12 protein-coding genes are annotated in these 11,401 nt (G+C 73.0%); 7 read left to right on the forward strand and 5 right to left on the reverse strand.

The window, feature by feature from the left end:
• Positions 1 to 250: 250 nt before the first annotated feature.
• A complete protein-coding gene (locus F8274_RS26865; RefSeq protein WP_151465152.1) occupies positions 251 to 547 on the forward strand; it encodes a DUF1540 domain-containing protein in 297 nt (98 codons plus the stop codon).
• A 14-nt stretch (positions 548 to 561) separates the two neighbouring features.
• Here the strand turns inward: F8274_RS26865 and F8274_RS26870 are convergent, their stop codons facing one another.
• Positions 562 to 2,568: a protein meaA gene (locus F8274_RS26870; protein WP_151465153.1), complete on the reverse strand. Its 2,007-nt coding sequence runs from the start codon at positions 2,566 to 2,568 to the stop codon at positions 562 to 564.
• A 151-nt stretch (positions 2,569 to 2,719) separates the two neighbouring features.
• Between F8274_RS26870 and F8274_RS26875 the strand changes: the two genes are divergently transcribed.
• Together F8274_RS26875 and F8274_RS26880 are read left to right on the forward strand one after the other, a co-directional pair.
• Positions 2,720 to 3,565, forward strand: coding sequence for an ABC transporter ATP-binding protein (locus F8274_RS26875; RefSeq protein WP_151465154.1), 846 nt, complete (start codon positions 2,720 to 2,722; stop codon positions 3,563 to 3,565).
• Complete coding sequence (locus F8274_RS26880) at positions 3,565 to 4,410, forward strand: ABC transporter permease (protein ID WP_151465155.1); 846 nt, start codon at positions 3,565 to 3,567, stop codon at positions 4,408 to 4,410. Before F8274_RS26875 ends, F8274_RS26880 begins: the two co-directional genes overlap by 1 nt.
• On the opposite strand, the gene F8274_RS26885 is transcribed toward F8274_RS26880, so the two are convergent.
• Positions 4,411 to 5,364 carry a helix-turn-helix transcriptional regulator gene (locus F8274_RS26885; protein ID WP_151465156.1) on the reverse strand — a complete coding sequence of 318 codons (954 nt, stop codon included), beginning with the start codon at positions 5,362 to 5,364 and terminating at the stop codon, positions 4,411 to 4,413. It lies immediately after the preceding gene.
• Between the two features lie 58 nt (positions 5,365 to 5,422).
• On the opposite strand from F8274_RS26885, the gene F8274_RS26890 reads away from it, so the two are divergent.
• Both F8274_RS26890 and F8274_RS26895 read left to right on the forward strand, forming a co-directional pair.
• Positions 5,423 to 6,727, forward strand: a complete 1,305-nt coding sequence (locus F8274_RS26890; protein WP_151465157.1) for an MFS transporter — start codon at positions 5,423 to 5,425, stop codon at positions 6,725 to 6,727.
• On the forward strand, positions 6,712 to 7,524 hold the full coding sequence (locus tag F8274_RS26895) for an alpha/beta hydrolase family protein (RefSeq protein WP_151465158.1): 813 nt from the start codon (positions 6,712 to 6,714) through the stop codon (positions 7,522 to 7,524). Before F8274_RS26890 ends, F8274_RS26895 begins: the two co-directional genes overlap by 16 nt.
• Positions 7,525 to 7,564: 40 nt before the next feature.
• Here F8274_RS26895 and F8274_RS26900 read toward each other — a convergent pair whose 3' ends face one another.
• Together F8274_RS26900 and murA are read right to left on the reverse strand one after the other, a co-directional pair.
• Positions 7,565 to 8,413, reverse strand: coding sequence for a 3-hydroxyacyl-CoA dehydrogenase family protein (locus F8274_RS26900; RefSeq protein ID WP_151465159.1), 849 nt, complete (start codon positions 8,411 to 8,413; stop codon positions 7,565 to 7,567).
• A gap of 77 nt (positions 8,414 to 8,490) precedes the next feature.
• Positions 8,491 to 9,930 carry a UDP-N-acetylglucosamine 1-carboxyvinyltransferase gene (gene murA / locus F8274_RS26905; protein WP_151465160.1) on the reverse strand — a complete coding sequence of 480 codons (1,440 nt, stop codon included), beginning with the start codon at positions 9,928 to 9,930 and terminating at the stop codon, positions 8,491 to 8,493.
• Here murA and F8274_RS26910 point away from each other — a divergent pair.
• Together F8274_RS26910 and F8274_RS26915 are read left to right on the forward strand one after the other, a co-directional pair.
• Positions 9,929 to 10,501, forward strand: a complete 573-nt coding sequence (locus F8274_RS26910) for a cob(I)yrinic acid a,c-diamide adenosyltransferase (protein WP_151465161.1) — start codon at positions 9,929 to 9,931, stop codon at positions 10,499 to 10,501. The two genes, murA and F8274_RS26910, sit on opposite strands and share 2 nt — an antisense overlap.
• Positions 10,477 to 10,896, forward strand: coding sequence for a VOC family protein (locus F8274_RS26915; protein ID WP_151465162.1), 420 nt, complete (start codon positions 10,477 to 10,479; stop codon positions 10,894 to 10,896). The genes F8274_RS26910 and F8274_RS26915 overlap by 25 nt, the downstream gene beginning before the upstream one ends.
• A 53-nt stretch (positions 10,897 to 10,949) precedes the next feature.
• Here F8274_RS26915 and F8274_RS26920 read toward each other — a convergent pair.
• The coding region (locus F8274_RS26920; RefSeq protein ID WP_151465163.1) for a hypothetical protein at positions 10,950 to 11,401 on the reverse strand (452 nt) is incomplete at its 5' end.

Genomic DNA, 11,401 nt, shown 5'->3' on the forward strand with positions numbered 1-11,401 from the left:
CATCCACCCCACGCAGCCAACGGTCCACCGGCCCGCCCCCTTTGCTCTGCAGCCACGGACGCAACACCTCCCCACCGCGGGCGCTGCGTAAAGGGCTGCAGAGCAAAGGCGGTGGTGGAGCACCTGCCTCCGCTGGGGCGGCGCGACGGCCGCGGGAGCACCCGACCGCATGACCCGGGCCTGGACCGAGGGGTGAGGACCCGGACGAACGCCTACGTTCGGGACAGACGTCCAGAGGAGGGCCGGAGAGATGACCGCGTCGATGGAGATGCCCCGGGTCCAGGAGTGCGCCGTCAGGTCCTGCGCCTACAACCACACGAACGACTGCCACGCGTTCGCCATCACGATCGGCAGCAGCGACCACGCGCACTGCCACACCTTCATCGAGCTGCCGGTGCGCGGCGGCGTCGAGCAGCTGATCGCCCAGGTCGGCGCCTGCCAGCGCGCGGACTGCCGGCACAACTCCGACCTGGAGTGTCACGCCCCCGCGATCACCGTCGGCCCCGAGATGGACATGGCCGACTGCCAGACCTACGCGAGCCGCTGACCGGCCGGCGTGCCTCAGGACAGGCCGTTGGACTCGCGGATCACGGTGACCAGGTCGTCGATGATGCCGGTCAGCGCGAAGTCCTTCGGGGTGAACACGCGGGCCACCCCGGCGGCCCGGAGCGCGTCCGCGTCGCCCGCCGGGATGATGCCGCCGACCACCACGGGCAGGTCTGCCCGCCCGGCGGCGCGCAGGCCGTCCAGCACGGCCGGCACGGCGGCCAGGTGCGATCCGGACAGCACCGAGAGGCCGACGAGGTCGACGTCCTCCTCCACGGCGGCCGCCACGATCTGCCCGGCGGTCAGCCGGATGCCCTGGTAGACCACCTCGAAGCCGGCGTCGCGGGCGCGTACCGCGATCTGCTCGGCGCCGTTGGAGTGCCCGTCCAGGCCGGGCTTGCCGACGAGCAGCCGCAGCCGGCCGCTGCCCAGTTCGCGGACGGTGGCGGCGACCCGCTCCCGGACCGCGCCCAGGCCGGCGTCGCCGCCCGCGCCGGCCGCGCCGGACAGGCCGGTGGGCGCCCGGTACTCGCCGAAGACCCGGCGCAGCGCGCCGGCCCACTCGCCGGTGGTCACGCCGGCCCGCACGCACTCCAGGGTCGCCGGCATCAGGTTCGTGGTGGTCGCGGCGTCCGCGCGCAGCCGGGCGAGTGCCGCGTCCACGGCGGCCGTGTCCCGGTCGGCCCGCCATTCGCGTACGGCGGTGGTGGCGGCCGCCTCGACGGCGGGGTCGACCTGCTCGATGGCCTCGGCGCCGGCCGCGGTCAGCGGCGACGGCTCGGTCTCGGTGAAGCGGTTGACGCCGACCACCACGTCGGTGCCGGCCTCCATCCGCCGGCGCCGGTCGGCCAGCGAGGCGACCAGGGCGCTCTTCAGGTAGCCGGTCTCCACGGCGGTCACCACGCCGCCCATCTCCAGCACCTTCTCCAGCTCGACCCGGGCCCCGGCGACGAGGTCGTCGACCAGCGCGGTCATCACGTGCGAGCCCTCGAACAGGTCCGGATATTCCAGCAGGTCCGACTCGTACGCCAGCACCTGCTGCATGCGCAGCGACCACTGCTGGTCCCAGGGCCGGGGCAGGCCGAGCGCCTCGTTCCAGGCGGGCAGTTGCACGGCGCGGGCGCGGGCGTCACGGGAGAGGGTGACGCCGAGCATCTCCAGCACGATGCGCTGGATGTTGTTCTCCGGCTGCGCCTCGGTGAGGCCCAGCGAGTTGACCTGGACGCCGTAGCGGAAGCGGCGCTGCTTCGGGTTCTCGACGCCGTACCGGTCGCGGGTGATCTCGTCCCAGAGCGCGCCGAACGCGCGCATCTTGGCGATCTCCTCGACGAAGCGCACGCCGGCGTTGACGAAGAAGGAGATCCGCTGGACGACGTCGCCCATCCGCTTGGCGGGCACCTGGCCGGAGTCTCGCACGGTGTCGAGCACGGCGACGGCGGTGGCCAGGGCGAAGCCGACCTCCTGCACCGGCGTCGCGCCGGCCTCCTGGAGGTGGTAGGAGCAGATGTTCACCGGGTTCCACTTCGGCATCGTCTTCAGCGTGTGAGCGATGACGTCCGCGGTGAGCCGGAGTGAGGCCGCCGGAGGGAAGATGTGGGTCCCCCGGGACAGGTACTCCTTGATGATGTCGTTCTGTGTGGTGCCGGACAGCATGTCGGCGGTCCAGCCCTGCTCCATGGCTACCGTGCCGTAGAGGCCGAGCAGCCACATGGCTGGCGCGTTGATGGTCATCGAGGTGTTCATCTCGCCGAGCGGGATGCCCTCGAAGAGGGCCCGCATGTCGCCGAGGTGCGCCACGGGCACGCCCACCCGGCCCACCTCGCCGGCGGCCAGCTCGTGGTCCGGGTCGTAGCCCGTCTGGGTGGGCAGGTCGAAGGCGACCGACAGCCCGGTCTGCCCCTTCGCCAGGTTGCGGCGGAAGAGCGCGTTGGTGGCCGCGGCGGAGGAGTGCCCGGCGTAGGTGCGCATCACCCAGGGCCGGTCGCGCTCCGGCAACCGCCCCGAAGGAGCCTTCTCGTCCATGGCCGGAGTTTAAGTTACCGTTCAGTAAAACGGGCTGTGGAAAACCACACAGGTCCATGGAGCGGACCGACGGGCACGAGCGGCGCGACATGGGCGACACCACCACACCCCGGGCCGCCGCCCGGCCGGCCGGAGTCGCACACTGGACGTCATGGATGACGAGCTCGCGATCTCCGTACGGGGGCTGCGCAAGGCGTACGGCGACAACCTCGCGGTGGCGGGGGTGGACCTCGACGTCCACCGCGGCGAGGTGTTCGCCCTGCTCGGCCCGAACGGCGCGGGCAAGACCACCACGGTGGAGATCCTGGAGGGCTACCGGCGGCGCGACGCCGGCGAGGTGCGGGTGCTGGGCGCCGACCCGGCCCACCCGGACTCGGGCTGGCGCTCCCGCGTCGGCATCGTGCTCCAGGGCACCGGCGAGTTCGACGAGCTGACCGTCGCCGAGGTGGTCCGGCACTTCGCCGGCTTCTACCCCGACGCCGACGACCCCGAGAAGGTGATCGAGCGGGTCGGGCTGGGCGCCAAGGCCCGGGCACGCACGCACACCCTCTCCGGCGGGCAGAAGCGCCGGCTCGACGTGGCGCTGGGCATCGTCGGCCGCCCCGAGCTGCTCTTCCTCGACGAACCCACCACCGGCTTCGACCCGGAGGCCCGGCGCGAGTTCTGGGACCTGATCCGGGACCTCTCCGCCGCCGGCACCACCATCGTGCTCACCACCCACTACCTGGACGAGGCTGAGGCCCTCGCCGACCGGGTCGGTGTGATCGCCGCCGGCCGGGTGGTCGAGGTGGCCCCGCCGAACCGGCTGGGCAACCGCCAGGAGGCGCTGGCGACGGTGTCCTGGCGTACCCCCGAGGGGACGCCGGAGTTGGCGGAGACCGCGACGCCGACGGCGCTGGTGGCGGAGCTGGCCGCGCGCTTCGGCGGCGAGGTCCCTGGCCTCACGGTGACCCGGCCGACCCTCGAAGACGTCTACCTGCGGATGATCGGACACTGATGACCACCACGACGAAGCCGGCCGCCCCGGTCGCCGCCGCCCGAGGCCGCCGGCCGGGCGGGGGCGCGCTCGCCCTGCGGCAGGGCCGGCTGGAGATCACCCAGTTCCTGCGCTCCCGGGAGTCCGTCGTCTTCACGATGGGTTTCCCGGTCATCATGATCCTGATCTTCGCGGCGATCTTCAGCGACGAGATCGCGCCGGGCGTCAGCTACACGCAGTACTTCATCACCGGCATGATCGCGACCGGCCTCATGACTGTCAGCTTCCAGAACCTCGGCATCTGGATCCCCATCGAGCGGGACCGGGGTGTGCTGAAGCGCTACCGGGGCACCCCGATGCCGAAGTGGGTGTGGTTCGCCGGCAAGGTGCTCATGGTGGTGGCCATCGGCATCGCGGAGACCGCGCTGCTGCTCGCCGTGTCGGTGGCGCTGTTCGACCTGACGCTGCCCGACACCGCCGCCCGCTGGCTCACCTTCGGGTGGGTCGCCGTCCTCGGCGTCACCGCCTGCACCCTGTGCGGCATCGCCATCTCCTCGCTGGCGCGCACCGCCCGCAGCGGCTCGGCCGTGGTCACCCCGGTGGCCCTGGTCCTCCAGTTCATCTCCGGGGTGTTCTTCGTCTTCACCAGCCTGCCGAGCTGGATGCAGCAGGTCGCCGCGCTCTTCCCGCTCAAGTGGATGTGCCAGGGGCTGCGGTCGGTCTTCCTGCCGGACAGCTTCGGGGCGCAGGAACCGGGCGGCTCGTTCGAGCTGGGCCGCGTCGCCCTGGTCCTGGGCCTCTGGTGCGTGATCGGCCTGGTGCTCTGCCTGACCACCTTCCGCTGGACCACCAAGCGCGACGGCTGATCACCCGCCGGCGACGAGCGCGGCACCGAGCGGCGTACGCCAGTAGAGCACCTCGCGGCCGGACCGCCGCTTGCCGACCGCGCCCGCGTCGAGCAGCACCCGCAGGTGATCGCTCACCGTGCCGAGGGACAGCCCGGTCATCACCACGAGCTGCGAGGTGCTCAGCGGCGCGTCGAGCCGGGCCAGGATGTCGGCCCGGTTCGCGCCGACCAGCCGGGCGAGACCGTCGGGCGCCGGTGAGGTGGGGTCGACGAGGATCCCGCGCGCCGGATAGACCATGCCGAACCGGGTGGGCATGTCCCACACCACCCAGCCGCGGCGGCAGTGGGCCGGCAGGAAGACCAGTTGCTCGGCCGCGTGCAGCGACACCGGCGGCTCCGCGTCGTCGTTGACCTGGAGGCAACCGTCACCCAGCCACCGCACGTTGCGGTTGATGTCGACCAGCGCCCCGGCCCAGCCGTGGGTGCTCAGGGCGGCGGTGCGGGCCACGATGTCCGCCCGCAGCCGGCGTTCCCGCTCCGGCCACGCCGGTGCGACGGTGTGCGCCCAGACCCACTGGAGGAGTTCCACCACCTGCCCGGTGAGCCCGTCCGCCAGCAGCTCGGCCGCGAGCGGTCCCGGGCGGGTGGCACGCAGGTCAGCCCGGATCCGCTCGTCGGACAACCCCTCGACGGCCGCCAGCTCCGCCGCGAACGTCGGGTCCGCTGAGGCGGGCGCGATGGTGAGGAAGTCCGCGATCCACCGGAGGTTGAACGACGCCGACACCAGCGCCCGGGCCACCGGCCGGGCGGCCAGCATCCCCCGGAAGGCGTCGACGTGCGGTCGTCGCCACGCCTGCTCCCACGGGACGTGCGGGAAAAGGAGCGCCTTCAGCGCCCCGACCGTGTCGGCCATCGGCGAGACCGTGAACCGGCTCCGCGCGACCAGGTCGGGTGGCACCTGCCAGACGCCCACGTTTCGCCTCCAGACGTAACTCTATGGGATCCGCCGGGCGCCTACGGACCATGCCCGGGTGAGAACCTACGCAGAACTGTTCGCGGTCCGGGAGTTCCGCAACCTGTTCCTGGCCAACTGCGCCGGGATCGCGGCGCACACGACGTCGGCGCTGGCCCTGGGCGCGTTGACCTACGCGGCGACCAGCTCGGCCCTGCTCACCGCGCTGAGCATGTTCGGCGCGCCGCTGGCGGGGGTCCTCGGCAGTCTGACGTTGCTGTCCGCCGCGGACAGCGTGCCGCCCCGTCGGGCGCTGACCCTCGCCGCCCTGCTGGCCACCGCCGGAGCGGCGCTGCAGGCCGTGCCCGGGCTGCCGCTGTGGGCCCGCTTCGCGGTCATCTTCGTCAACGCGTACGTCGGCTCGGTCGCCGGTGGCGCCCGCTGGGCACTGCTCACCGACATCGTGCCCGTCGACGCCTACGTGCTGGCCCGGGCCACGATGAACACCAGCGTCGGCGTCATGCAGATAGCCGGGTTCGGGCTGGCCGGCGTCCTGCTCGTCTGGCTGAGCCCGTACCAGGTGTTCCTGCTCGCCCTGGCCCTGCGGGCGGTGTCCGCAGCGGTGGGCTGGTTCGGGCTCGCCGAGCGTCCCGCCCGGGCCAGCGGGCGGGTGACGGTCGCGCGCACCCACCTCGTCAACCGGACCATCTGGGCCGACCCCGGTCGCCGGTCGCTCCTCCTCAACCTCTGGGTGCCCGGCGGCCTGATCGTCGGCTGCGAGGCGCTGTTCGTCCCGTACGCGGGCGACCGCGCCGGCTTCCTGCTCGCCGCCGCCGCCCTCGGCATGCTGGTCGGGGACGTGGTGGTGGGACGCTTCCTGACGCCGGCCCGCCGCGAGCGGTGGATCCACCCGCTGCGGCTGCTGCTCGCCGTCCCGTACCTGGCCATCCTGCTGTCGCCTCCGCTGCCGGTGGCCATGGCCGTCGCGCTTGTCGCGTCGGTCGGCTACGCCGCCACACTGCCGTTGCAGGAGCGGCTGATCGCCCACTCACCGCCCGAGGCCCGTGGCCAGGCGCTCGGCCTCCACGGCAACGGCATGCTGGCCGCGCAGGCGGTGTGCGCCGCGCTCGCGGGGGCGGCCGCGGACCTCGTCGCGCCGTCCCGTGCCGTCGCGCTGGTGGCCGCGGTGGCGTTGGCCGCCACCGTCGCGCTCACCCCCCGGCCTGCGCCGGACCGCACCCGGACCCGCCCGGCTGCCGCGCGCGGGCGGTGGCGACTCCGGCGAGCCGAACAGGTCGGGGCCGGCCAGAACGGCCCGGTGAACGACGGCCGCCCCGGCGGTCACCCGCGAGTGGCACACTCGCCGGCATGGCGCACATCCTGACCCGGCGCACGCTGTTGACCGCCGCTGCCGGCGTGGCCGGCGTCGCGGTGGTCGGCGGGCTCACCGCCCGGCAGCTCGCCGAGCCCCGGCCCGGGCCGGGGCCCGCCGTGCCGGACGTGCCGGCCGGGGACGAGCGGCTGATCCGGATCGCCTCCGGGGCCCGCGCCCGCGAGGTGGACTTCTGGACGGCCGTGCCCGAGGGGTACGGCGACGGCCGCGGCCTCCCCGTCTGCCTCGTGCTGCACGGCGCCTCCGCCACGCCCCGGGACTACGGCCGGTTCGGGCTGGCCCGGTTCCTCACCGAGGCGGTACGCCGCGGCGCCCCACCCTTCGCGCTGGCCGGGGCCACCGGCGGGCGGCTCTCCTGGCGCCGCTCCGGCGACGACGACCCGCAGCGGATGGTCCGCGAGGAGCTGCCCACCTGGTGCGCCCGGCGCGGCTTCGACAGCAGCCGGCTCGCCGTCTGGGGCTGGTCGATGGGTGGGTTCGGGGCGTTGCTGCTCGCCGAGGCGTACCCGGAATGGCTGCGCGCGGTCGCGGCCTTCTCCCCCGCCGTGCGCCCGGGCGACGCGGTCTTCACCGGTGCGGACCGGCTGCGCGGCACCCCGGTCGGCCTCTGGTGCGGCCGGCAGGACAACTTCCTCAAGGACGTCCGCGCCCTCGCCCGGGCGCTGCCCGAACCCCCGGTACGCGCCGCCTGGGCCGACGGCCGGCACAACTTCGCCTACTGGGGCACCGTCATCCCCGACGCGTTCGCCCTGCTCGGCGCGGCCCTCACCCCGCCCCGGAAAGCGTGACGCCCCCGACCGGAGCGGCCGGGGGCGTCAGGCGCAGCGATCAGTAGCTGTAGAAGCCCTGGCCGGTCTTCCGGCCCAGGTCGCCCGCGGTGGCCATGCGCTGCAGCAGCTCCGGCGGGAAGAACTTCTCGTCGGCGGTGTCGGTGTAGATGTTCTTGCTGGCGTTGAGCAGCACGTCCACGCCGGTCAGGTCGACAGTGGCCAGCGGGCCCATGGCGTGGCCGAAGCCCAGCTTGCACGCCGTGTCCAGGTCCTCGGCGGAGATCACGCCGGACTCGACCAGCTTGACCGCCTCCATGGCGAGGGCGCAGATCAGCCGGGTGGTGACGAAGCCCGCGATGTCCCGGTTGACGACCACGACGGTCTTGCCGATCTCCTCGGCGAACGCCTTGGCCGTGGCGAGGGCCGCGTCGCTGGTCTTGTAGCCACGGACCAGCTCGCAGAGCTTCATCATGGGCACCGGCGAGAAGAAGTGGGTGCCGACGACCGACTCCGGGCGCTCGGTGGCGGTGGCGATCTGGGTCACCGGGATGGCCGAGGTGTTAGTGGCCAGCACCGCGTCGGACTTGCAGATCTTGTCCAGCGCGCGGAACACCTCGTGCTTGATCTCGATCTTCTCGAAGACCGCCTCGACGACGATGTCCGCGTCGGCCGCCGCCTCCAGCTCGGTGGTCGGCGTGATCCGCGCCAGGGTCGCCTCGACCCCGGACGCCTCGATCTTCCCCTTCTCGGCGAACTTCTGCAGCGACTTCCGGATGCCGTCGACGCCCCGCCGGGCGGCCGCGTCGTCCAGGTCGCGCAGCGTCACCTGCCAGCCCGCCTGCGCCGCCACCTGGGCGATGCCCGAGCCCATCAACCCGGCACCGACGACCGCGAGTCGACCCGCCATCTGCTTCTCCCTCGCTGCGAATGAGTGTCTCCGAGCACCCTAATCCGCGAGGCTGAACGACTGCTAAGGCGGCCCTCTCAGATGGCGAGGTCGGGCTCCTCGGGGGCGGTGCCGCGCTCCACCTCGACCCCGAGGGCCCGCAGGTCCGCCACGAAGTCCGGGTAGCCGCGGTCGACGTGGTGCACGTGCGAGACCTCGGTGATCCCGTCGGCGCACAGCCCGGCGATGATCAGGCCGGCCCCGGCCCGGATGTCGGTGGCGCGCACCGGGGCGCCGGAGAGCCGCTCGTGGCCGCACACCAGCGCGTGATGGCCGTCGGTCTTGATGTCCGCGCCGAGCCGCATCATCTCGTTGGCGAACATGAACCGGCCGTCGAAGATGTTCTCGGTGATCAGGGAGCCCCCGTCGCTGACCGCGGCCAACCCGATCGCCATCGGCAGCAGATCGGTGGCGAAGCCCGGAAAGGGCAGGGTGACCACGTCGACGGCCTTCGGCCGGTCGTCCATGCGTACCCGGAAGGCCCCGCCCCGGGTCTCCACCAGGCCGCCGGCCGAGACCAGCTTGTCCAGCGCGACCTCCAGGTAGGCCGGGTCGACGCCGGTCACGGTCACGTCGCCGCGGGTCATGGCAGCCGCGAACGCCCACGTCCCGGCGACGATCCGGTCCCCCACCGTGGCGTGCCGCACCGGGCGCAGCTCGGGCACCCCGACGATGTGCAGGGTCGACGTGCCGGCCCCCTCGATCCGGGCGCCCATCCGGTTCAACATGGTGCAGATGTCGACGATCTCCGGCTCCCGCGCCGCGTTGTCGATCGTCGTGGTGCCCCGGGCCAGCACGGCCGCCATCACCAGGTTCTCGGTGGCGCCGACGCTCGGGAAGTCCAGCAGGATGTCCGCGCCGTGCAGCCCGTCCGGGGCCTCGGCGATGACGAAGCCGTGCTCGCCGGAGATCTCCGCCCCCATCCGGGACAGCCCGGCGATGTGCATGTCCAGGCCGCGCGAGCCGATGGCGTCCCCGCCCGGGTGTGCCACCCGCACGTACCCCCGGCGGGCCAGCAGCGGGCCGAGCACGCAGATCGACGCACGCAGCCGGCGGACCAGGTCGTAGTCGGCCTCCGCGCTCGGCTGTTCCGGCACGTCGATCACCACCGACCGCGACCGTTCCACCCCGCCGCGCGCCACCATGGGGTCGACCGGGTCGTCGGCGGCGAAGCGTACGGCGCACCCGAGCCGGCGCAGCACCTCGCCCATGATGGCGATGTCGGTGATCCGGGGAACGTTGGTGATCACGCTCCGCCCCGGGGCGAGCAGCGCCGCCGCCATCAGCTTCAACGCGGAGTTCTTCGCCCCGACCACGTGCACGGTGCCGGCCAGCCGAGCCTCACCGGGCACCCGGATGACGTCGACGTCGTTGACCGCCGGGTCGCCGGCGTCGCCCGGCCCCACCCCGGCCGGCCAGGCCGTGCGGGCCGGCCGCGCCGGGATGGTCAGGTCCGGGATCCGTAGGCTGTGCGTCATGGCCGTCCACCTCACGCGCATCTACACCAAGGCCGGCGACGCCGGCATGACCAGGCTGAACAACAACGAGCAGGTGCCGAAGACCGATCCGCGGATCGCCGCGTACGCGGACGTGGACGAGTGCAACGCCGCGATCGGCGTCGCGCTCGCCCTCGGGCAGCTCCCCGACGAGCTGCGGGCGGTGCTGCAGTCGATCCAGAACGACATGTTCGACGTCGGCGCGGACCTGGCGACGCCGGTGGAGCCGGACCCGAAGTACCCGCCGCTGCGGGTCACCGAGGAGTACGTGGAGCGCCTTGAGGGCTGGTGCGACGAGTACAACGCGCGCCTGAGCAAGCTCGACTCCTTCATCCTCCCCGGCGGCACCGCTGGCGCGGCACTGCTGCACGTGGCACGGACGACCGCCCGGCGCGCCGAGCGTGCGGGGTGGGCGCTGGTCGCGCACGATCCGGACCGGACCAGCACGCTCCCGGCAAAGTATCTCAACCGGCTCTCCGATCTGCTCTTTATCCTGTCAAGAACGGCAAATCCGGACGGGGATGTGGTATGGGTGCCGGGCGGCAAGCGCTGACCGTCGGGGCGCTGCACCACGTGGAGGTGTGGGTACCCGATCTCGCCGCAGGCAGGCGTAGTTGGGGCTGGCTCCTCGGCGAGCTGGGCTGGACGCCGTACCAGGACTGGCCGGCCGGCCGGTCCTGGCGGCTCGGCCCGACCTACCTGGTCCTGGAGGAGTCACCGGCGCTCACCGGGCGCACGCACGACCGGTGCGCGCCGGGCCTCAACCACCTGGCCTTCCACGCCGGCCCGGCGTCCGCCGTGGACCGGCTGGTCGCCGCCGCGCCGGGCCACGGGTGGGCGCTGCTCTTCCCGGACCGCCACCCCCACGCCGGCGGCCCGCAGACCTACGCCGCGTACCTGTCCGACACCCAGGGGTACGAGGTCGAGCTGGTCGCCGACGTGGGCTGAACACGCCGCTGGCCGGCACCCCGATGTTCGGGGTGCCGGCCAGCTCGCTTGTGTCAGCTGTTCCAGTGCTGGGCGACGATGTCGGTGGCCTGCTGCTCCCACTGGGCGTAGGCGTCCGGGTAGGCCGAGACCTGCACGGTCTGCGCGGCGTCGGTCAGCGGCATGCTCTCCCAGCCGTCGACCTGCTTGAGGCCCTTGAGGAACGCGAGGGTGGAGTACTCGGGGTTGGTGATCTGCTCCGGGGTGCCCCAACCACTGGTCGGGCGCTGCTGGAACAGGCCCAGCGAGTCGTGGTCATTGGCGTCGCCGAGGTGGCCGAGGTTCTCCAGCTTCGACTCCTGCAGGCTCGTCGCGATCGAGATGACCGCGGCCCGCTCGGGCAGGCCGGCCTTCTTCGTCGCCGCGATGATCGCCTTGGCGTTCGCGGTCTGCTCGTCGTTCAGGTCGATGTGCGACTGGGCGCCCTGCACACTCACCGCCACCGGCGCGGTATGCACCGGCTCAG

The organism is Micromonospora sp. AMSO31t, assembly GCF_008868175.1.
GTDB lineage: Bacteria > Actinomycetota > Actinomycetes > Mycobacteriales > Micromonosporaceae > Micromonospora.

What these genes read in the sequence shown, in the direction of transcription:
- F8274_RS26880 (WP_151465155.1), top strand. Translation starts at nt 3,565, where the DNA reads ATGACCACCACGACGAAGCCGGCCGCCCCGGTCGCCGCCGCCCGAGGC.
- F8274_RS26915 (WP_151465162.1), top strand. Translation starts at nt 10,477, where the DNA reads ATGGGTGCCGGGCGGCAAGCGCTGACCGTCGGGGCGCTGCACCACGTG.
- murA (WP_151465160.1), bottom strand. Translation starts at nt 9,930, where the DNA reads ATGACGCACAGCCTACGGATCCCGGACCTGACCATCCCGGCGCGGCCG.
- F8274_RS26910 (WP_151465161.1), top strand. Translation starts at nt 9,929, where the DNA reads ATGGCCGTCCACCTCACGCGCATCTACACCAAGGCCGGCGACGCCGGC.
- F8274_RS26875 (WP_151465154.1), top strand. Translation starts at nt 2,720, where the DNA reads ATGGATGACGAGCTCGCGATCTCCGTACGGGGGCTGCGCAAGGCGTAC.
- F8274_RS26865 (WP_151465152.1), top strand. Translation starts at nt 251, where the DNA reads ATGACCGCGTCGATGGAGATGCCCCGGGTCCAGGAGTGCGCCGTCAGG.
- F8274_RS26870 (WP_151465153.1), bottom strand. Translation starts at nt 2,568, where the DNA reads ATGGACGAGAAGGCTCCTTCGGGGCGGTTGCCGGAGCGCGACCGGCCC.
- F8274_RS26895 (WP_151465158.1), top strand. Translation starts at nt 6,712, where the DNA reads ATGGCGCACATCCTGACCCGGCGCACGCTGTTGACCGCCGCTGCCGGC.
- F8274_RS26900 (WP_151465159.1), bottom strand. Translation starts at nt 8,413, where the DNA reads ATGGCGGGTCGACTCGCGGTCGTCGGTGCCGGGTTGATGGGCTCGGGC.